Source organism: Pseudomonas lurida, from assembly GCF_013522705.1.
GTDB lineage: Bacteria > Pseudomonadota > Gammaproteobacteria > Pseudomonadales > Pseudomonadaceae > Aquipseudomonas > Aquipseudomonas quebecensis.
Genome location: NZ_JAAMRE010000013.1, coordinates 1 through 21,239, shown reverse-complemented (window position 1 = coordinate 21,239; position 21,239 = coordinate 1). Strand labels below are relative to the sequence as shown.

Annotated in this window: 18 protein-coding genes and 1 rRNA gene; 10 read left to right on the top strand and 9 right to left on the bottom strand. The window is 61.5% G+C overall.

Annotated elements, in window-relative coordinates:
- Positions 1-57: 57 nt before the first annotated feature.
- The gene (locus tag G7025_RS12760; protein WP_181079563.1) at positions 58-867 is read left to right on the top strand and encodes an AraC family transcriptional regulator; all 810 of its coding nucleotides are present in this window, start codon (positions 58-60) and stop codon (positions 865-867) included.
- A 15-nt stretch (positions 868-882) separates the two neighbouring features.
- Here G7025_RS12760 and G7025_RS12755 read toward each other — a convergent pair whose 3' ends face one another.
- Positions 883-1,458, bottom strand: a complete 576-nt coding sequence (locus G7025_RS12755; RefSeq protein WP_181079562.1) for a flavin reductase family protein — start codon at positions 1,456-1,458, stop codon at positions 883-885.
- Between the two features lie 209 nt (positions 1,459-1,667).
- Here G7025_RS12755 and G7025_RS12750 point away from each other — a divergent pair, with 209 nt between their 5' ends.
- Positions 1,668-3,038, top strand: a complete 1,371-nt coding sequence (locus tag G7025_RS12750) for a GntT/GntP/DsdX family permease (RefSeq protein WP_181079561.1) — start codon at positions 1,668-1,670, stop codon at positions 3,036-3,038.
- 3 nt (positions 3,039-3,041) lie between these two features.
- Here the strand turns inward: G7025_RS12750 and G7025_RS12745 are convergent, their stop codons facing one another.
- A complete protein-coding gene (locus tag G7025_RS12745; protein ID WP_181079560.1) occupies positions 3,042-4,331 on the bottom strand; it encodes an MFS transporter in 1,290 nt (429 codons plus the stop codon).
- A gap of 186 nt (positions 4,332-4,517) precedes the next feature.
- Between G7025_RS12745 and G7025_RS12740 the strand changes: the two genes are divergently transcribed.
- The 4 genes from G7025_RS12740 to G7025_RS12725 all read left to right on the top strand — a co-directional run bounded on the left by G7025_RS12740 (position 4,518) and on the right by G7025_RS12725 (position 9,836).
- The gene (locus G7025_RS12740; RefSeq protein ID WP_181079559.1) at positions 4,518-5,936 is read left to right on the top strand and encodes a short-chain fatty acid transporter; all 1,419 of its coding nucleotides are present in this window, start codon (positions 4,518-4,520) and stop codon (positions 5,934-5,936) included.
- A 235-nt stretch (positions 5,937-6,171) separates the two neighbouring features.
- Positions 6,172-7,872: an acid phosphatase gene (acpA, locus tag G7025_RS12735; RefSeq protein WP_181079558.1), complete on the top strand. Its 1,701-nt coding sequence runs from the start codon at positions 6,172-6,174 to the stop codon at positions 7,870-7,872.
- Between the two features lie 122 nt (positions 7,873-7,994).
- Positions 7,995-9,164 carry a hypothetical protein gene (locus G7025_RS12730; protein ID WP_181079557.1) on the top strand — a complete coding sequence of 390 codons (1,170 nt, stop codon included), beginning with the start codon at positions 7,995-7,997 and terminating at the stop codon, positions 9,162-9,164.
- Between the two features lie 159 nt (positions 9,165-9,323).
- Positions 9,324-9,836, top strand: coding sequence for an SET domain-containing protein-lysine N-methyltransferase (locus tag G7025_RS12725; RefSeq protein ID WP_181079556.1), 513 nt, complete (start codon positions 9,324-9,326; stop codon positions 9,834-9,836).
- On the opposite strand, the gene can is transcribed toward G7025_RS12725, so the two are convergent.
- The gene (gene can / locus G7025_RS12720) at positions 9,833-10,477 is read right to left on the bottom strand and encodes a carbonate dehydratase (RefSeq protein ID WP_025856499.1); all 645 of its coding nucleotides are present in this window, start codon (positions 10,475-10,477) and stop codon (positions 9,833-9,835) included. The two genes, G7025_RS12725 and can, sit on opposite strands and share 4 nt — an antisense overlap.
- A 138-nt stretch (positions 10,478-10,615) precedes the next feature.
- On the opposite strand from can, the gene G7025_RS12715 reads away from it, so the two are divergent.
- Positions 10,616-11,020 (top strand): serine kinase/phosphatase, encoded by a 405-nt coding sequence (locus G7025_RS12715; protein WP_181079555.1) that lies wholly within the window; start codon positions 10,616-10,618, stop codon positions 11,018-11,020.
- 57 nt (positions 11,021-11,077) lie between these two features.
- On the opposite strand, the gene rimI is transcribed toward G7025_RS12715, so the two are convergent.
- Together rimI and G7025_RS12705 are read right to left on the bottom strand one after the other, a co-directional pair.
- The gene (rimI, locus tag G7025_RS12710; protein ID WP_003188286.1) at positions 11,078-11,530 is read right to left on the bottom strand and encodes a ribosomal protein S18-alanine N-acetyltransferase; all 453 of its coding nucleotides are present in this window, start codon (positions 11,528-11,530) and stop codon (positions 11,078-11,080) included.
- Positions 11,523-12,266, bottom strand: a complete 744-nt coding sequence (locus tag G7025_RS12705; protein ID WP_181079656.1) for an energy transducer TonB — start codon at positions 12,264-12,266, stop codon at positions 11,523-11,525. Before G7025_RS12705 ends, rimI begins: the two co-directional genes overlap by 8 nt.
- A gap of 187 nt (positions 12,267-12,453) precedes the next feature.
- Here G7025_RS12705 and mksB point away from each other — a divergent pair, with 187 nt between their 5' ends.
- From mksB to mksF, 3 genes are read left to right on the top strand one after another with little or no spacing between them, the layout of a single operon-like run.
- A complete protein-coding gene (mksB, locus tag G7025_RS12700; protein WP_181079554.1) occupies positions 12,454-13,731 on the top strand; it encodes an Mks condensin complex protein MksB in 1,278 nt (425 codons plus the stop codon).
- Positions 13,721-14,428 carry an Mks condensin complex protein MksE gene (gene mksE, locus G7025_RS12695; RefSeq protein ID WP_181079553.1) on the top strand — a complete coding sequence of 236 codons (708 nt, stop codon included), beginning with the start codon at positions 13,721-13,723 and terminating at the stop codon, positions 14,426-14,428. The genes mksB and mksE overlap by 11 nt, the downstream gene beginning before the upstream one ends.
- On the top strand, positions 14,425-17,265 hold the full coding sequence (mksF, locus tag G7025_RS12690) for an Mks condensin complex protein MksF (RefSeq protein WP_181079552.1): 2,841 nt from the start codon (positions 14,425-14,427) through the stop codon (positions 17,263-17,265). Before mksE ends, mksF begins: the two co-directional genes overlap by 4 nt.
- A gap of 101 nt (positions 17,266-17,366) precedes the next feature.
- Here the strand turns inward: mksF and G7025_RS12685 are convergent, their stop codons facing one another.
- The 4 genes from G7025_RS12685 to rrf all read right to left on the bottom strand — a co-directional run.
- Positions 17,367-19,670: a PqiB family protein gene (locus tag G7025_RS12685; protein ID WP_181079551.1), complete on the bottom strand. Its 2,304-nt coding sequence runs from the start codon at positions 19,668-19,670 to the stop codon at positions 17,367-17,369.
- The gene (locus G7025_RS12680) at positions 19,663-20,286 is read right to left on the bottom strand and encodes a paraquat-inducible protein A (RefSeq protein ID WP_181079550.1); all 624 of its coding nucleotides are present in this window, start codon (positions 20,284-20,286) and stop codon (positions 19,663-19,665) included. Before G7025_RS12680 ends, G7025_RS12685 begins: the two co-directional genes overlap by 8 nt.
- Complete coding sequence (locus G7025_RS12675; protein ID WP_181079549.1) at positions 20,273-20,932, bottom strand: paraquat-inducible protein A; 660 nt, start codon at positions 20,930-20,932, stop codon at positions 20,273-20,275. Before G7025_RS12675 ends, G7025_RS12680 begins: the two co-directional genes overlap by 14 nt.
- Positions 20,933-21,136: 204 nt before the next feature.
- Positions 21,137-21,239 (bottom strand): 5S ribosomal RNA (gene rrf, locus G7025_RS12670); the annotation flags it as partial.

The window sequence follows — 21,239 nt, the reverse complement described above, 5'->3', positions numbered from 1 at the left end:
GACAGCGCGCCCCACACTGAGTTACCGTGTTTCCACCTCTTCCTGTGACAAGTCACCATGGGCAATTCGACCACCCCGCTCGATTGGCTGCACCGTGCGCCGCACGCCAGCGGCCTGGACCGTATCGAGGCGTACTTTGCAGGTTTCGCCTTCGACCCGCATCGCCACGACACTTACGCCATCGGGCGTACGTTGTTCGGCGTGCAGAGTTTTCATTACCGCGGCGGCATGATCCACAGCCTGCCCGGCACGACCATGGTGATTCATCCCGATGAGGTGCACGACGGCCGCGCCGGGAGCGAGGAAGGCTTCAAGTACCGCATGATTTATGTGGAACCGGCGTTGATTCAGCAGATCCTCGGCGGCAGGCCGTTGCCGTTCGTGCCCGCAGGATTGTCCACCGATCCGCGGCTGTTCCGCGCCAGCGAAGTGCTGTTGCAGAACCTGGATTGCCCGGTCGACCCGTTGCAGGAACAGGATGCGTTGTTCGACCTGGCCCAGGCGTTGAGCGCTGCGTCAGGAGCGGTCGTCAGCCGCAAGACGTTCGACTACCTGGCCGCCGAGCGGGCACGGGAATTTATCCACAGTGCCCTGGGCCGCAGCATCACACTCGATGACATGGCCGAGCACGCAGGGCGAGACCGCTGGGGCTTGTCGCGGGATTTTCGCCTGCTGTTCGGCACCAGCCCCTACCGTTACCTGACCATGCGCCGCCTGGACCTGGTGCGCAGCCTCCTGGCCCAGGGCCAATCTCTGGTAGATGCGGCGCTCACCGCCGGCTTCACCGACCAGAGCCATATGACCCGGCAATTTCGCAGCACCTACGGCATGCCGCCGTCGCGCTGGGTGAAGATGCTGGGACGTTGAATGCGTTGGCCAGGCTTACAACTGGCGCCCATCGATCGGCTGGCCGATGCTCAGGAAATGCCCGCCCGCCACGTGGTGCAAGGTGCGCAATGGGTCGTGCCCCTCGAAGTGCCAGCGCCCGTCACTGAAGACACGCTCATCGGCGTAGGCGGCGACCACTTCACCGAGGAACAGGTCGTAGGTCTGCTGGTTATGCGGCTCGGGCAGCAGGCGGCACTCCAACCACGCCACGCCCCCCTCCAGCAACGGTGCGTCGGTGTGTTCACCGTTGAACGTGCGCAAGCCATAGGCGGCGAATTTGTCGAGGTCGCGGCCACTGATGGTACCGACGGTCTGCACCAGGTCGGCCTGGGCCGCACACGGCACCTGCAGCACAAAGGTGCCGGCGCCTTCCAGCAGTTCGCGGGTCCAGGTGGATTTGTCCAACACCACCGCGACCTTCGGCGGTTCGAAATCCATCGGCATGGCCCAGGCGGCAGCCATGATAGTGCGCTGGCCTTCATGAGCGGCGCTCACCAGTACGGTCGGGCCATGATTGAGCAAGCGGTAGGCCTTGGGCAGCGGGACAGGACGGCAGTGTTCGGGGCTCATGCAGGGTGGCTCTTCAAGCGAAAAAACCTACGATACCTCAAGCACAAGCTCCCCGGGTAAGGTCCGCCGTGAGTGGCCAAGCCCTCGGAACATGAAAAAAATCGCCAACACAACGGATCTATAGGGGGGCAACGTCCGATCAGGTATCCTTTTGGCGCAGGAAACAAAAAGAAACAATTATCCTAACCTGTTCGATAAGGAGTCCCGCTTTGGCGTTATCGACTGCTGCGTGGATGGTGCACGACACCCGCCTGATGTTTTGCGTACTACTGGCCATCGCCAGCATCATCGTGCTGATCAGCGCGACCAAGCTACCGCCGTTTCTGTCGATTTTGATCGGCACCTTTATCGCCGGAGTGGGTGCAGGCCTGCCGCCGGAAGATGTGGCCAAGGCCTTCAGCAAAGGCGCCGGGGCGATCCTTGGCGAGGCCGGGATCATCATTGCCCTGGGTTCGATGCTGGGCGCGCTGATGGCCGAGTCCGGTGCGGCCGATCGCATCGCCACCACCCTGCTGGGGCTGGGCAAGGGCAAGTCGCTGCCGTGGGTCATGGCCTTGGTGGCGATGGTGATCGGCTTGCCGCTGTTCTTTGAAGTGGGCCTGGTGATGATGGTGCCGATCATCTTCGTCATGGCCAAGCGCTCGAACCAGCCACTGCTGAAAATCGCCATCCCGGCGCTGGCGGGCATGACCACGTTGCACGCGTTGATGCCGCCGCACCCAGGGCCGCTGATTGCGGTGGGCGCGCTTCACGCCGACCTGGGCCTGACCATGCTGCTGGGCTTTTGCCTGGCGGTGCCGGCGGTGATACTGGCCGGGCCGATCTATGGCAACTGGCTGTCCAAGCGCCTGCATGTGGATGAGCCGGCCGACATCGGCGCGCTGTTCAGCGCGCCGCCCAAGGCACCGCGCCAGCCGAGCTTCGGCGTGTCGTTGCTGATCATTCTGTTGCCGGTGATTCTGATGCTCGGCAGCACCTTGGCCAAAGTCGCATTGCCCGCCGAAAGCAGTGTGGGCATGACGCTCAAGTTCCTCGGCGAACCGCTGATCGCCCTCGGCCTGGCGGTAATCGCTGCGGTGATCTGCCTGGGCTGGGCGGCCGGCATGCCACGCGCCGAGGTCGGCAATACCCTGCGCAAGGCACTCGCGCCGATTGCGGTGTTGCTGTTGACCATAGGAGCCGGCGGCGGCCTCAAGCAAACCCTGCTCGACGCCGGCGTCAGCCAGACCATCAGCAAGGTCGCCGAAGGCGCGCACATGCCGTATCTGCTGCTGGCCTGGCTGATCGCCGTGGCGTTGCGGCAGGCCACGGGTTCGGCAACCGTCGCCACCACCACAACGGCGGGCATCCTGGCGCCGATGATGGCGGGCCTGGCGGCGACACAAAGCTCACTGGTGGCCCTGGCGATCGGCGCCGGCTCGGTGTTCTTCTGCCACGTCAACGATGCCGGGTTCTGGATGGTGCGTGAGTATTTCGGGCTGCAGCTCAAGCAGACCATTTGGGTCTGGTCGGTACTGCAGACCATTGTGTCCGTGGTCGGCCTGGTCGGTACGTTGCTGCTCTGGCACTTCCTGACCTGACCCTCAGGCCATCAAAGCGTGGCGCTTGCCAAACAGCGCCACACTGCCCACCCCCACCGCGCCCATCACCACGCAGTAGCCCACACAGATCCACGGACTGGCGGGCATGAGTGCGATCAGCATCAGCGGCGTGGTGCTGGCCCACAGCGCGTAGGCGATGTTGTACGTGAAGGAAATCCCCGACACCCTCACCGCCGGCGGAAACAGGCCGACCATCACCGAGGGCACGGCGCCCACCACCCCGCAGCTCAAGCCCGCAACGGCATACGCGGCGCCGAGCCACGCACCACCGCCGATCAGGCTGGCGTACAACAGCGCAATCCCCACCGGCAGCAACAGGCTGTAGACCAGCACCGCGCGCCAGGCACCGATGCGGTCCACCAGCAGGCCGGCGAGCACACAGCCGATGTTGAGAAAGACGATGCCCAGCGCGCTCAAGGCGAAGGTGTGACTGGGGCTCATGCCGAAGGTTTTCTGCATCATGGTCGGGGTAATGACCACCAGCACCACCACGGCCGAGGTGAGCACGCAGGTGAGGATCATCGCCGGCAGCAACACCGCGCGATGGTCGCGCAATACGGTGCGCAGCGGCAGTTCGGCGGCAGCCTGTCGGCGCGCCTGCATTTGCATGAAGACCGGGGTTTCACTGAGCCAGCGGCGCAGCCACACGCCGATCACCCCGAACACACCACCGAGCAGGAAAGGAAACCGCCAGGCGTAGTCGAGGATCTCAGCGGGCGTAAAGACTTGCGCCAGCAGCGTTGCGGTCAGAGCGCCAAGCAAGTAACCGAAGGTCAGCCCGGCCTGTAGGAAACCGAGCGCGTAACCGCGATGGTTGCGCGGCGCATGCTCGGCAACGAAGGTCCAGGCACTGGGCACTTCACCGCCCACCGCCGCGCCTTGCAGCACCCGCAGCGCCAACAGGATCAGCGGTGCGAAATAACCGATCTGGGCGTAGGTGGGCATGATCCCGATCAGCAGGCAGGGCAAGGCCATCATCAGGATGCTCAGGCTGAATACGCGTTTGCGTCCCAGGTGATCGGCAAAATGCGCCATCAGGATGCCGCCCAACGGGCGCGCCAGGTAGCCGGTGACAAAGATGCCGAAGCTTTGCAGCAGGCGCAGCCACTCGGGCATTTGCGGCGGGAAGAACAGTTGGCTGAGGGTCAGCGCGAAAAACACAAAGATGATGAAATCATAGATTTCCAAGGCACCGCCCAAGGCAGCCAGGCCCAGGGTTTTGTAGTCGGAGCGGGAAAAGCGCTGCGCCTGTGCGACAGAGGTGGCAGTCATGGAGTGGCTCGGCAGACAAACAAAATGGCGTGCAGGTTATGAGCTGAACCGGATCATGGCAATCGCGGCAGATATATTTGTTTTCCTCATGGATCGATGAAGATAACTGCATTCCCATATGAATGGCCGTAGCGGAATATGCCGTCCAATTGCCAAACCCATAATAACGACAAGAGGTAATGACTCGTGGCCGACGCTATCGAAGAAAGCCGCTATGCCCGATTCGCCCTGCGCTGCTCCAATTTTGCCGAACGCTGGTTCCCGGACTCCTGGGTGTTTGCCGCGCTCGCGGTGATCATCGTCGCCGTGGCGACCCTGGGCATGGGCGCCGCCCCGACCGACGCCGCCAAAGCCTTTGGCGATGGTTTCTGGAGCCTGATCCCGTTCACTATGCAGATGGCCTTTGTGGTGATTGGCGGTTATGTGGTCGCCAGCTCGCCGCCGGCGGTGCGCTTGATTGACCGCCTGGCCCGCATTCCGAAGAACGGCCGCTCGGCCGTGGCGTGGGTGGCGCTGATTTCCATGGTCGCGTCGTTGCTGAATTGGGGCTTGTCCCTGGTGTTCGGCGGTCTGCTGGTGCGGGCGCTGGCTCGGCGCACCGACCTGCGCATGGATTACCGCGCGGCGGGTGCGGCCGCCTATCTGGGCCTGGGCGCGGTGTGGGCGCTGGGACTGTCGTCGTCGGCCGCGCAGTTGCAGGCCAACCCAGGCAGTTTGCCGCCATCCATCCTGGCCATCACCGGGATGATCCCCTTCACCGAGACGATCTTCCTGTGGCAATCCGGCGTGCTGTTGCTGGCGCTGATCGTGGTGTCGCTGATCATCGCCTACGCCACCGCCCCAGGCCCCAACAGTGCGCGCGACGCCCAGGCCTGTGGCGTCGATCCGGCCTTCAACCTGCCCAAGCCGCAGGCACCGACGCGCCCCGGCGAATGGCTGGAACACAGCCCGCTGCTGACCATCCTGCTGGCGCTGCTGGCCGCCGGTTGGCTGTTCCATGAGTTTTCGACCAAGCCGGCGATCAGTGCCATCTCGGGGCTCAACACCTATAACTTTCTGTTCATCATGGTCGGCGCGCTGCTGCACTGGCGCCCGCGCAGCTTCCTGGATGCGGTGGCCCGCGCGGTGCCGACCACCACCGGGGTGTTGATCCAATTCCCGTTGTACGGCTCGATCGCCGCGCTGATGACAGTGGTCAAGGGCGGCGACGGCCAGACCCTGGCGCACCATATCTCGACCTTCTTCACCTCCATCGCCTCCCACGACACCTACGCGCTGCTGATGGGGGTGTACTCGGCGGTGCTGGGCTTCTTTATTCCTTCGGGCGGCGGCAAGTGGATCATCGAGGCGCCGTACGTGATGCAGGTGGCCAACGATCTGCAATACCACCTGGGTTGGTCGGTGCAGATCTACAACGCCGCCGAAGCGCTGCCGAACCTGATCAACCCGTTCTATATGCTGCCGCTGTTGGGAGTACTGGGGCTCAAGGCGAGGGATTTGATCGGTTTTTCGTTCGTGCAATTGCTGGTGCATGCGCCGCTGGTGCTGTTCTTGTTGTGGGCGTTGGGGACCACGCTGGCGTATTTGCCGCCGGTGATGCCGTAGGCAATGGAGAGTGCGCCTGTTATTGCAACGGGCGCAGTCAATCAGGCGCGACAGCCGGTATATGTGCTCGGTCTGATGCGACATTGCAGTCGACTGTCAGGCAGTCATCGGGGGCAAGCCCCCTCCCACAGGTTCTCGCAGCGCCGACAGGTCGCGCTGTTGTCTTGGTTCCGTCATATCCCCCTGCTACCGTCCTGCGAAATATCTTGCAACATCTCGCCAGGACTCCCCCGCAATGAGTGACGAGCACAAAGACCGCCCCTCCCCCGATTCTGTAACTCAACCGCCTGTGGACACCAGCCGTCGGCGCTTCCTGGGAGGCGCGGCGGTACTGGGGGTGGGCGCTACCTTGAGCGGCTGCGGCAATACCAGCGAAGCGCCCGACACACCGCAGGAACGACCACTGACGCCGCAGGAACTGGACAAGGCCTTGCGCGAACAGGTGAAAACCGTGGTGGTGATCTACGCCGAAAACCGCAGTTTCAATAATCTGTTTGCGGATTTTCCCGGCGTGGAGAAACCACTGTCGGCGCTCTCCGCCGCCGACTACCAGCAGCGCGACCGCGACGGCAGCCTGCTGACCACCCTGCCTGCAGTTTGGGGCGGTGTGCTGCAGGTAGGCCCGCAAAGCGTGGACGGGGTGACTTACCCCAATGACGTGCAATTCCAGGAAAACCTGCCCAACGCACCGTTCGCCCTCAAGGGCCCGAATGCCGAAGACTTGCCTTTGAGCCTGGTGACCCGCGACTTATGGCATGTGTTCTACCAGAACCAGATGCAGATCAACGGCGGCAAGAACGACGGTTTTGTTGCCTGGGCCGATTCCGGCGGCCTGGTGATGGGCCATTACGCCCAGAGCCGTTATTCCCTGCGTCTGTGGGACGTGGCCAAAGAGTTCGTGCTTTGCGACAACTTCTTCCAGGGCGCGTTTGGCGGCTCATTCCTCAACCATCAATACCTGATCAGCGCCACCGCGCCGGTGTACCCGAACGCGGCGCAATCGGTGGCCAAATCGCAGATCGCCACGTTGCAAAGCGATGACCCCACCGACACGCGCCTCAAGCCATTGGACAAATCCCCGGCCAGCGCCATGACCGGCCCGCCGCAATTCGGCCCCAGTGCGTTGACTCCGGACGGTTATGCGGTAAACACCCTGGCCCCGCCCTATTGGCCGACCTGGATCCGCGACCCGCAGAATCCGGATTACTCCAAGCCCGACCTGCCCAATGTGCTGGTGCCGCAGACCCACGAACACATCGGCGACAAGCTGTCGAAGAAGAATGTCGACTGGGCCTGGTACGCCGGGGCCTGGCAGGCGACGCTGGATCAGTTCAAGGATTCGGGCGGGATCCCCAAGATTCCCAATTTCCAGTACCACCATCAGCCGTTCAACTACTTCAAGCAACAGGGGCCGCAGAACCCGGCGGAGCGCAGCAAGCGTCTGCGCGATGGGGGGTTGGGCGATGAGTCCAGTACCAACAAGTTCTTTGCCGATGCGCAGGCTGGAAAGCTGCCGGCAGTGACGTTCTACAAGCCTCAGGGCAACCTGAACATGCACGCCGGTTACGCCGATGTGGCGTCGGGCGACCGGCATATCGTCCGCGCGCTGAAGGTGTTGCAGGAAAGTGCGCAATGGAAAAACATGGTGGTAGTGGTGACCGTCGATGAAAACGGCGGCTGGTGGGACCACGTGGCACCGCCCAAGGGTGATCGCTGGGGCCCTGGCACGCGCGTTCCGGCGCTGGTGGTGTCGCCCTTCGCGCGCAAGGGCACAGTGGACCACACGGTTTACGACACCGCGTCGATCCTGCGGTTGATTACTCGGGTTTTCCAGCTCGAGACCCTGCCCGGCCTGAAACAGCGCGACGACGCGATGATTGCACGCGGCCAGGTACCGATGGGCGATCTGAGCAACGCATTGCACTTCAGCGTGTAGGGTTTCTTATCCAATAGCGACATGTTCGCTGATTTAGCACGCGGTTTTCCTGGTCAGCCGCTACTGTGTGCAAGTGGGCCTTCATCCCGCGCAGACGGGCTTTCGCTGACAAGGAATCAATTATGTTCACATCGACCAGGCTGTCCCTGACCCTGGCCGCACTGATGGTCAGTGCGGTCGTGCAGGCCGATATCGAAGTACCTCTGGGCAGTACCCAGCGCGTCACCCAATTGTTCGCCTTTCCCAATAACTGCAATGTGATCTGTTATCGGCCCTGGACGCTGGAGCAGACCGCCGAGCATTACCTGAACCAGAGCCTGCAGCGCGACGGTTACAGCCGCGCCAAAGTCAGCGTCAAAAGCCATGACGGCCAGGTGACGGCGACATTCAGCGGCGTGCCGGACGGTTATGGCCAGCCATTGACTACCCTGCTCAACACCGCCGACCTGGCGTATCAGGGCGCCAGCAAACTCAACAGCGACGGCAAGTGGGCCTATAACTGGTACCTGTTCCTGCCGCTGGGCATGGCCCTGGAAAACCGCAAGAGCATCGAATTGCTGCACTTCCCGCCGGACTATTCGCTGACCCAGGCCCAGGATTACCTGGAATCGGCCACCACCGACCGTTGGGCCACGCTGCTCACCGACAACGGCGTGCCGGCCACCGAAACCCCGGCCTACCAGACCATCATCGATATCGCCCCCATCGCCGCACCCTCCAATGCCGGTAAAGATTTGGAGGCGGTCTACAGCTATTTCACCGACTACCAGACGCGCATGGTCAAGGAATTGAGCCTGTTGCCCAACGGCGCGCTGCCGATGGTGGCGTTCGGCGCACCGGTGCGTAACTGGATCAAGCAGCAATACGGGCAAACCGTGGGCGTGCTGGGCCTGGCGCAGATCAGCCCGGCTGTCGGTAAGAGCGTATCGGTGCTGGGCTCCAACCACCCCAGCTATATCTGGTACGCCGCCGACCCGGCGACGTATGACGGCAACGAGCAGAAGGCCGACGAGGCGGGTTTGAAAGTCATGGGCCAGGACTTGAGCGCCGCCTGCTGGCAGGCGGGCATGGGCCAGAAACCGGCGAGCGATGCGAACGTGCTGCTCCAGGCCTGTATGAACACCTGGCAGGTCACGCGCAAGGAACAGACCTGTGAATTGTTCTACACCTCGGTGCGCAAACTGACCCCGACCGAAGCTAACGCCAAGTGCGCCACCCCGACCATAAAAACTCAGCTCAAGCAACTGAAGAACGCCGCCCCGACGCCGACAATCATGGCGCCGCACCTGTAGGGCGCCACCCTGCGCGAACGATTTCTACTGTCATATTTGACAGTAGAAATCGGATCCAACTTCGGCGAACCTTGAGCCGCGCCCATCCATTGCAAGACTGGCAGTCAGACATTATCCGCAGGTCGAAGCAGCCTGACCAAGGGCCCACCTAGGAGAGTCATGAAAACTCAAACCATGGGTATGGCTGAAACGGCAGCAAATGATTGCCTGTACCCTTTCAAGACATTGCTCGTTGAGCGAGGCTACCCCTCGTCCAAACACTTCAAGATCGTTGGCAAAGGCGGCGGTGTCGAGGCGCGCGTTGGATTCGACAGCCGTGTGCTGATTGCACAGGTTTCCGGCTACGCCGTGAACAAACGAGGCCCGCGCACGCTGCAGTTGTCGCCGCGTATCCACTTGTACGACTGCTGGTTCTGCGGCCTGCTGCGGCACTCGTGTAACCCGAATGTATTTTTCGACAGCACCTACCTCGAGTTGTGGACCGTAAGGCCCATCCCCGCCGGCACGCCACTGACGCTCGATTACGCCAGCAACGAGGACACCCTGTCCCGACAATTCGCCTGCCATTGCGGCGAGCTCAATTGCCGGGGCTGGATCACGGGTCGCGATGAGCCGCTGAACGCCGAAGGGCAGGCGTTCATGGCTCGATGGCGCGAGCGTAAGCGCCCTTAAGCTTCGCCCAGCGGACGCAGGCGGTATTGCGGTGGCAGTTGCTCGAAGCCGCTGATGGTGGTGTTCAGGCTTTTCCAGCGGCCATCCTTGATGCCGTAGATGCAACCATGGATCGACAGGCTCTGCCCGCGGTGCCAGGCGTTTTGCACAATGCTGGTGTGGCCGACGTTGGCTACTTGCTGAATCACGTTCAGCTCGCACAGCCGGTCCACACGCTCTTCTTCGGTCGGCAGCTGGGCCAGCACGTCACGGTTCTCATAGTAGAGATCACGAATGGTGCGCAGCCAGCCGTCGATCAGGCCGAACTGGCGGTCCTGCATGGAAGCACGCACGCCTCCGCAGCCATAGTGCCCGGTGACGAGGATGTGTTTGACCTTGAGTACATCGACTGCGTACTGGATCACCGACAGGCAATTGAGGTCGGTGTGCAGCACCACGTTGGCCACGTTCCGGTGCACGAACAGATCGCCCGGCAGCATGCCGACGATCTCGTTGGCCGGCACCCGCGCATCGGAACAGCCGATCCACAGGTATTCCGGGGTTTGCTGGCGGGCGAGCTTGGCGAAGAATTCGGGATCTTCCTGTTTGATCGCATCCGCCCAGCGTTCGTTGTTATCAAGCAGGTCTTGTAGTTCGTTCATCAGGAAAGCCTCAGGAATGATGCGCAGCTGTGTGACACACGACCACTCGTCCAGGTCACGCCCATGCGCAATTAGCTTGAATCTTTAGGGCGCCGTGCCTGTCCACACACTATATGCCCCACAGTATGAGGATTGGCCATGACTGAATCACGACGTCCCTACGGCGCTACCCAGCCCGAACCGATTGATGACAACGAAGACCGCATGGGTTCGATGCGCGAGCTGGATTTTGACGACGAGGCACCCAGCGCAGAAATCGGCGACGAAATCCCCCGTGGCGAGCGCGAACACTTGATGCCTGACGAGCGCGTGCGTGAAGCCGGGATGACCGGGGCTTCCACCGACGATCATGAATCGACCGACGACGACATGAGCCCGGAAACCCTGATCCACGAAGATGGCGCACGGGATGCACGAGAGGCCGGCGAAGACAGCCCCGCCGATTTCGATCTGAGTGTTGTGGACGAAGACGAGATTGGCGCAGGAAATGGTCTGGATGAGGCAGAACTGGCGGATATCGACCCTGTAGATGGTAATCGCTGACCGGCGCAGTTCAACCTGCGGGAGCCGGCTCAGCCGCTCCCGCATCGGCTCGGGTGGTCAATCGACCAGGGTGCAGGCCATGACCACCGCATCTTCACGCCCACCGACCGCCGGGTAGTAATCTCGGCGACGGCCGATTTCATTGAACCCGTAGCGCTCGTACAACCGAAAGGCCCCGGTATTGCTGTCACGCACTTCCAGGAAACACTCCCGCGCATTCGCCGCATAGGCACGCGACATCAGGTGTTCCAGCAGTGCCAGGCCCAGGCCACGGCCCTGGTTCTCCGGCTTGACCGTAATATTGAGCAGATGCGCCTCGTCGAGAATGATCTGCACCACGCCGTGCCCCACCTGCTGCTCGCCTTCGAACATCAGCCAGATCTGATACTTGCCCAGCCCATCGAGGAAAATGCCACGGGTCCAAGGGTGGCTGAACGCCGCGTATTCGATTTTCAGCACCGCGTCGAGGTCGGCCTCGGTCATCGGGCGGAAAGATAAAGCCTCACTCATCGGTTGTTTTCCAGCGCGCCATCAGCCGGCGCATGGCTTGCCAGACATCAGCCTTACGCTGTGGCTCTTCCATTAATAATTCCAGGCCCGGCAGGGCCCATACCGAGCCCAGGCTTTCGACCTGCAGCTCGCGATACCACGCCTCGGCGTTGGCTTCACCGGCAAACCGCACGGCGGGCAGGCCAATCAGCCACACGCACACGCTGGGTTCGTCTTCCAGGCGCGCCGCGACAAACCCTTGCACGAAGTCGCGCGCGGCCTCCGGGCCTTGATCCATGGTGCCCCGCGCCAGCAACGGCCAGCGCACCGGGTCGCCGACGATCTGCGGGCTGTCGGGCAGGCCGGCGGCACGCAGCATGTCCTTGAGCAGCAGGTAGGCCGGGTCGCGGGTTTGGAAGCGCTCGCCGGTAGGCAGTTCCACCAGCAGCAGGCAGCGCCCGGCACGCAGCAATTGCAGGGCAAAACGCGGCGGCGGCACCACCGGCGCCTTGACCACCGGCGCAGCCTCTTCGGCCACTGTGGGCTTGGTCACTGGCGAAGGCCGCGGGACTTCGACCTTGGTCCGCTCCACCGCCGGGCGTGTCTCGGGCACCGACTTGATCACCGCGACCGGCGGGGCCGCTTCCTCCCCCGAAGACTCCAACACCACATCGGGCTCAAGCGCCTGCAACAGCTCGGGCCGCGATGGCGCAGCAAACGGCAGTTCGGTACGGGGCAGCCAATTGACCACCTGCATGGCGGTCAAGTAAGCGCGACGTCGGGACTCGATAAGCACAGCTCGGCCACTTGTGGATAAGTAAAGAGCGGGGATTCTACCGCTGTTCGCTCTCAATCGCCCACTGCGCACTGACCGGCTGTGGATAAATCCCCCGTCCGATGCAGTACAATCGCGACTTTTAATCGCCAACCAGCCGGCCATTCCCATGATCGAACCCAAGCGCGTCCTGCGCGCCCTCGCCGAACACTGGGCCTTACTTGAGCCACTGTGCGAACACTTCGACCAAGGCACCCTGAGCCTGAGCGAGCTGCGCGCGCAACTGGCCGCCCAACAACTGGACAGCACGCCGCAGGACATCACCAGCCTGCTGGACGTGTGGATTCGCCTCGACATCCTCGTACCTGTGGCCAAGAGCCCGAACCGCTTCGAGCTTAACGCCCAGATTCACGATTTCCTGGCCTACCTTCGCAAGGAGCACCGGCTCGGCCTGTGCCTGGAGATCGAAGCCTACCTGCGCCACCTCGAGCGTCTGGCCGGCTATATTCAGGACGCCTTCGACATCCGCGACGGCCACGACCTGGCTCGCCAACTGCGCCTGCTCGATATGCGCGTGCGCGACGTGCTGAAAAAACTCGCCAACGATGAACAGGCCCTCGCCGCCGTGGCCGACCGCGCCAAGACCAGCGACCGGCAGATTCCGTTGCGCCAGCGCTATGCCGAAGTCCTGGCGACCTGGGATGAATACGTCGAACCGATGATCCAACTGGTGAACGCCGACGGCGCCTTCGAACAAGGCGTGCGCAAGGTCGAGAATGTGCTGTTGCGCCTGCTCACCGAACAGCAGCGCCTCGGCCATCTGGTGGACGATGACATGCTGCTGCGCACCCACGCGCGCATCCTCGAAATGCAGACCAGCGCCCAATTGACCTTGCGCCATGCGCGGGAACTGTTGCTGCCGCTGCGTGAAGAAGCGCGCCGGCACAACGCCGTGACCCGTGGCGCGGCGTTGGCCTTGTCAGCGATTCGACGCAAAGGCCTGGACGCGGTGCCGCAAGCGGCGATGCCTATGTTCACCCGACCGCAAAGCACCTTCCTGGGCAGCGCGAGCCAGGTGGAAGCCTATGTGTATGCCCTGGCGAACTTCGAGCCCAAGCCTGCGCGGTTCCCCAAGGCACACAAGTCCCACAAGGGCGAAGCCCAACGCGCGCCGCGCACGGTCAAGGAGATGCTCGAGCGCTGCGAAGACGCACTGCCGATGCCGGACCTGATGACCTGGCTGCTGGAGCAGGAGCCCGACGGCGCCACCGACGAGTTGCTGTACTGGTTCTCGCGCCTGTCCCGGGAAAAACGCTTCAAGCGCGAACGCCTGGAACGTCGCGATTACCACACCCACGAGCATCAGGTCAGCCTGCGCTCTTTCGCCCTGCTCCCGGCCACGCCTGACGCGGCCGAGCATTCTGCGAGCATTCCTCATGCATCTTGATCTATCCGAACTGTCCCAGCTGGCGCCGATTTTCCGCGAGCTGTTCAAGGGTTACCACGTCAGCCGCCGCGACCCGGAGCTGTACGCCCAACTGTCGAACTTCCAGGACCAGTACCGCATGCTGTTCAAAGCCCTGGGCTTTGAGCTGGTGTGCGACACCCGCGGTTTCTATTACTTCGTGCCGGACACCGCCGTGGCTGCCGCGCAGGTCAACAAGACCGCGCAGCGCCTGGCGTTGTTCACCTTCATCCTCGTCGAGCACCTGGCCGACCAGGGCCGCGACCCGATCGCCGTGCTCGACGGCGGCAGCCTGGGTCGCGACGAACTGCCCTCGCTGCTGGAAAAGTACCGCGACCTGTTTATCCAGGCTGAAGTGCAAACCCAGGAAGAACTCGAAGAAAAAATCATGCGCCGCATGACCCAGCTCGGATTCGCCGGCGAAGACAACGGCGTGTACCGCTTCCTGCCACCAATGCATCGCTTTCTCGACGTGTGCCTGTCGGTGCAGCAGGACCGCGATCTGGCGGCCAGCGTGCACAGCGTGTTGCCACTGCCGGCGCCGGTGATCATCGACGAAGACAGCGATGAAAAACTGTTGCAGACCGATGATCCGCTGGATCTGAGTGACTTTGACGAAGAAAGCGAAGAAGACGCCTTGGCCCGCGCCATCGCCGAAGAACAGGAGACCGACGCATGAGTAAGGAACGCTACGGCATCCGCCGCTTCGCCCTATTGAACACCGCCGGCTACAGCCTGGGCCTGTTTCCGCTGGAAGAGCCGCTGTCGGTGTACGGCGCGAACAACCTGGGTAAATCCGCCTCGATCAACGCGCTGCAGTTCCCGATCCTGGCGCGCATGTCGGACATGAGTTTCGGCAAGTACACCTTGGAACAATCGCGGCGTTTTTACTTTGCCAGCGACACCAGCTACATCCTCGTCGAAGTCTCCCTGCCCCACGGCCCGCATGTGATCGGGGTGGTCGGTCGCGGCCCCGGCGGCGGTTTCGGCCACCAGTTTTTTGCCTACGCGGGCAAGCTGGACCTGGCCCATTACCAGCAGAACGACACCTGCCTGCGTCAGAAAGAGCTGTTCACCAACCTGGAGCGAGAGGGCCTCAAGGCCTATGAGCTCAAACCGGATGAACTGCGGCGCTTGCTGGTGGGTGGCCACACGTCGATCCCGCTGGACCTGACGTTGATCCCGCTGCGTTCCACCAGCGAGCAGAGCCTGAAGACCTTCCGCGCGCTGTTTATCAACCTGCTGCACATGCGCGAAATCACCGCGGCCAAGCTCAAGCAACTGTTCCTCGATGCGTTTGAACACAGCCTGCGGTCCGGCAGTGTGGATTACATCGCCGCGTGCGAAGAAGCCTTCCGCGATGTGCGACGCATGGAACAGGACTACAACTCGCTGGTGGCCGCCGGGCCGCTGGTCGAAGCCCTGGCCAATGGCGTGAAACAGCGCGACATTCTGCGTGGCAAGCTGCATCGTCTGTCGCCGCTGCTGGATTCGCTGCTGGGGACCTGGTCGGACTACGCCAGTGCGCGCAAGGAAGAGCTGACGATCCAGGCCGAGCACTACCGCAACGAGCAGGACGCCCTGCAGAACGACCAGCGCGGCGGTACTCAGGAACTGATGCGCCTGGAGCGGGAGATCAGCGGCATCCAGCGTTGGCTGGGTGAATTGTCGGTGCTCAAGCATCGCTTTGCGCTGGTGGATGACGTCAAGGTGCTGGAGCAACAGCTGCTGGCCGCCAAGGACGCCCACGACGAACTGGCCGGCGCACTGGCACAGTCGCGGCAGTTCAGCGCCGAAGACCTGGATGAGCGTTTGCGTGATCTGGAAAAGCGCTTGAAGTCAGTCAAGCAACAGCTCGATCACGCGGACAACAACAGTTACGCCAAACTGCGCGAAGAATTCTCACAGCAGGACGTCGAGCGTCTGATGCGTCTGTTCAACAGTTCGCTGTTCAGCCTGCCGCTGGGCGAACACGGCATCACGCTGGACGAGGACGGTCAGTGGGTCAAATCCCTGGAGCAGATCCTTGATGGTTTCAAGGGCGAGCGCTTTGAAGTACCGGGGCTGTCCATCGATATCTCGCACATCGAACCGCCGGCATTGCAGGCCCTGGCGGACCGCGCGGCTTTGCGCGATCAGAAAGAGCGCCTTGAAAAAGAACTCAAGCAGCTCAAAACCCAGCAAGCCGTGGCGGCGGACCGCGCGGCGAGCAAAACCCAGACCGAAGCGTTGTACCAACAGGTGCTGGATGCGCAAAAAGCTTTGGAAGACTTCCGCCGCGCGCAGACCCTGAGCGCCGAGGAAGGCGAAAAACTGGAAAGCCTGGCGCAGATGGAAGCGGCGCAGGACGAGTTGAAACGCTCCAGCGATGCGTTCACCGAGCGCGTCCAGCAACTGTCGGCCAAGCTGCAACTGGTCGGGCGGCAGATCGGCGACATGGAAGCCAAGCAGCGCACCCTGGATGACGCGCTGCGCCGTCGCCAGTTGCTGCCGGCGGATCTGCCGTTCGGCACACCGTTCATGGACCCGGTCGATGACTCCATGGACAACCTGCTGCCGTTGCTCAATGACTATCAGGACAGTTGGCAGGGCCTGCTGCGCGCCGACGGCCAGATCGAAGCGCTGTACGCTCAGGTGCGCCTCAAGGGTGTGGCCAAGTTCGACAGCGAGGATGATGTGGAACGTCGCCTGCAACTGCTGATCAACGCTTATGCCCACCGCACGGATGAAGCCCTGACTCTTGGCAAGGCACGCCGCGCGGCGGTCACCGATATCGCGCGAACCTTGCGCAATATCCGCAGCGACTACGACAGCCTGGAACATCAGCTGGCGCTGTTCAACCGCGAGATCAACAAGCGCCAGGTGTCCAACCTGCAAAGCTTCCGCATCGTGCTGGCGCCGAACAAGGAAGCGCTCAAGCATATCGACCAGATCATCCACAGCGCCGGGCAGTATGAGGAAGGCGAAACCTTGTCGGTATTCGACCTCAGCCAGAGCGCCGAGCAAGACAACAAGAACGAAGAAGCCAAGGAATACCTGGCTCGCCTGGTGGCCGCTAATCACAACCAGTTGGGCCTCAAGGATCTGTTCGAGCTGGCCTTCGAAATCACTAAGGTCAACGGCCAGCCGGTGATCCACACCGATATCGATGGCGCGGCGTCCAACGGCACTACCATGACCATCAAGGCGCTGACCAACATGTATTTGTTGCTGCACCTGATGGACCGTGACCAGGCCGGCCGCGTGCGCTTGCCGTACTACCTGGATGAGGCGGCGGATATCGATGAGAAGAACCAGGCAGCGCTGCTGGAAACCAGTTTGCAGTTGGGCTTCGTGCCGATCCTGGCGAGCGTGAAACCCCAGGTATCCGCCCAGGTGGCGATCGACCTGGAAGGTGGCAGCGGGCCGAACGGCATCTATATCGACGAGGCGGACTGGAAGTACATCCGTCGCCATGATGTGGTGAAGGCGACGGTGAATGTGCAGGCGGATGAACCGGAGCTGGATGAGGTCTGACCTGCGGCACTGAAATGCAAAAAGGCCGCGATTTTATGGATCGCGGCCTTTTTGGTTTTTGCAATGATGTTGAGGGCCCCATCCGGGGCAAGCCCCCCGGTTTATCTGCCCAGTGGAATTTTAGGCGCCCAGGTCAGCCATTCGTCTTCAAATTTGTCGAACAGCGCAAAGGTTTGTTGCGGTCGCGCGGCGTTGCCCATGCGCTCGCCTTCCGGCGTCGCGAAGGCAATGCCGCCAGCAACCAGGGTCTCCAGGGATTCGGTGCGTACCGTTGCGCCTTTGAACAAGCCGAAGTCGAGGCCGAAACCGCTGGTGTTCCAGAAGCGGCTGCCGCTGCGCACAAGTGGCGCGTACTTGGGCTCGATCAGGATATGAATCAGCACACGGTCGGCGGTTTGCCCCAACTCGTAGCCGGTGACTTTGCCCACGGTGACCTCACGGTAGGTAACCGGCACGCCTTCCTTCAACGAACCACGACGCGCGGCGCTCAGCACCAGGCTCAGGCCGGCCTCTTGGTGGACGGCTTCCGGCGGCTGGTTCAGCGCGACGAAACTCTTCTGCGGGCCAGCATTTTTCGCTGCCGGTTGCACTTCGATGTACTGGCCGGTGACCAGGGTTTCGAGATTCGAGGTTTTCATCAGGCCCAGCTCAGGCTTGACCACCCAGAATTGGCTGCCGGCCCGCGCGATGCGATCCGCCACTTGGGTAATACGGGCGGTCAGCAGCACCGACTGCATATCGGCACTGAGGTCGACGTTCTCGATCTTGCCGACATCCAGGCCTTTGAAGCGCACAGGAGTTCCCGGACGAAGGCCGTCGGCACGGTCCACCTTGATGGTCACCAGGGTGCCATGTTGGTTGGCCGCTTCACGGTCGGCAAACAGGCGGAAACGAGGGATACGTTTTTTCAGCGGTACATTAGGCTGTGGCGTTTCGAATGCGATCCCGCCCGCCATCAGGCTGGCCAAGGATTCACTCTTGACCTGGATGCCACCGGTGAGGCCGCCAGTCAGGGTCACGCCGCTGGCATTCCAGAACCGCGTCGAACCGTTGACCAGGTTTTCGTATTCCTTCTCGATGTGAACGCCGATCACCAGCTGCTTATTCTTGCGCGAGAACTGGTAGCTCTGCACCGAACCGACCTTAACCTGCTTGTAGAGGATCGGGCTGCCGACATCCAGGGAGCCCAGGTTATCGGTGAACAACACCATGTGCAGACCTGGGGAACGCAGGTCCAGCGGTGGCGCTTTGGCGCGCGCGACAAACTCACGTTGCGGAGCACTGCCTTTATCGCCGGGGCGGATGGCGATGTAGTTACCTTTTACCAAGGCTTCCAGGCCGGTGATGCCGGCCAGAGAGATGGACGGCTTGACCACCCAGAATTGAGTGTCCTGTACCAGGTAGTCTTCCGCCAGGGGGTCGAGGGTCAACTCGGCGTTGGCGCTGGACAGATCCGGGTCGATCTTCAAGGTTTTAAGGCTACCGACCTGAATGCCTTTGTACATGACTGGAGTGCGGCCCGCTTGCAGGCCCTCGAAGTCGGTGAGCTTGACCTTGACCCGAATGCCGGCCGCGGCGGCGTCGAAATCTTCGTACAAACGAAACGGCAGACTTGGATCCGTGGGCGGGCTGTCCTTGCGATTCTCCGGAGTAGCGAACGCGATACCGCCGGCGACGATGCTGGAGAGCGATTCGCTGCGCACCTTCACACCGGAGAGATTAGCGTCGATGCTGATGCCGCTCGCATTCCAGAAGCGCGTGTGTTTGCGCACCAGGTGAGCGTAGGTCGGCTCGATATAAAGCTTGATCTCGACCGTGCTCTGGTCTTCGGACAGCAGGTAGCTTTTGACCTGACCAACCTGGATCTGCTTGTAGAACACTGGGCTGCCACGATTCAGTGAACCCAGACGGTCGGCTTTGACGGTCAGGTGCAGGCCGGGCTTGGCGTCCGATAAAGGTGGCTCTTCGGAGAGAGCCTTGAATTTACGCGTGGGTTCGCCATCGCCGGGGCTGGCGGCGATGTAATTGCCGGAGACCAGGGTTTCCAGGCCGGTGATACCGGCGAGGCTGACGCTTGGCTTGACCAGCCAGAAACGCGTATTGGTCTTGAGGTATTGCTCGACGTCCTTGCCCATCTCGATGGTGGCGATTACCCCGCGGTTGCTGCCTTCGTCGTCCAGCGCCAGGGCTTTGACCTTGCCCACGGGCATGCCTTTATAGACCACCTCGGTTTTGTTGACCTGGATGCCTTCGCCGCTTTCAAAGCGCACTTGAATCTCGATGCCCTGTTGCGAGTAGGCACGCCAGCCAAGCCAGCCGCCAATGATCAAGGCAATCAGGGGCAAGACCCAAATGGCCGACCAATTGGAGGCGGGGCGGGTTTTAGCTTTAGGCAAGTCACTCATGGTCGTCGTCCGACTCCGTGTTATCCCAAATCAGTCGGGGATCGAAAGTTACAGCGGCAAGCATCGTCAAGATCACCACACTGGCGAACGCTGCAGCGCCGAGGTTGGCCTCGACGCTGGCAAGTCGTCCAAAGTTAACGACCGCCACCAGAATGGCGATCACGAAGATATCCAACATGGACCAACGTCCAATGAATTCGATAAAACGGTACATCACGATACGTTGTTGTGCGGAGAGCGGCTGATGACGCTGCACCGAAAACAGGAGCAGCCCAATGCCCACGAGCTTAAAAGTCGGCACCAGGATACTGGCGATGAACACCACGGCGGCGATGGGAAACATACCGTGCTGCACCAACTGGATCACACCGGCCATGATAGTGCTGGGTTCTCCCTGGCCGAGTGAGTTGACCGTCATGATCGGCAATACATTGGCGGGGATATACAGAATCGCAGCGGTAATCAGCAACGCCCAGGTACGCACAAGGCTGTCAGGGCGGCGTGCATGGATCAGCGCACCACAACGAGTGCAGGTTTGCTCATCAGTATCAGGCTCTTGCCTGTTCAACTCATGGCATTCGGTACATATCAGAATACCCGCATCAATCGCCCGCATGATCATCCTCTCCTGACAGCGCTTGCCAGATCTGGTGGGGCGACATCACCACCTCAAGCAGGACTTGAACCATTAATAAACTGATAAAGCAGAACAGGCCCAAGCCGATCGTGATGGAGGCCATGTCTGCGAGCTTTACGATCGCTACGAGCACCCCCATCAAATAGACTTCCAGCATTCCCCAATCCTTCATATGGTGGTAGATGCGGTACAGCAGTAACCCGTAACTGCGGCCGATCTTCCAACGAACACTCAGCAACACCAACAATTGGCATAGCAGCTTGAGCAAGGGGATGCCCATGCTGCACAGGAACACCACGATGGACACGCCTTGCATACCGGTGTCGAACAAACCAACAACGCCGCTCCATACGGTATCTTCCGAGGATTGCCCGAGTAGATTGAGCTGCATGATGGGTAGAAAGTTCGCGGGTATGTATAGCAACAAAGCGGCTAGCACCAACGCCAGGCTTCGTTCAATCACGTTATGGCGGTGAGCGTAGAGCTCATAACCGCAGCGCGGACATTGGGCCTTTTCTCCAAGGGCGAGCTCTGGCTTGCGCATCAGCAGGTCGCACTCATGGCATGCCACCAGATCGTCCAGCGGTAAGTCCGATACCTCAAGGGCATCAACTGGATCGGGCATAGGTAGGGCTCTGACTCTAAAAAAGGTTAGGTGCCTATTCTAATGATCTGGTTCAGAAATAACTGTGCAAATTTGTCGGGCGGCTTGACGAGGCGTGTGCAGGCGCAATGGCTGATAACAGTACTCGCGCTGATGCCGGCGGCGCTTTTCGAGCGCCCAAAACAAAACCCCAACTGCTCTCGCAATTGGGGTTTCGGAATTTAATCTTGACGATGACCTACTCTCACATGGGGAAACCCCACACTACCATCGGCGATGCATCGTTTCACTGCTGAGTTCGGGATGGGATCAGGTGGTTCCAATGCTC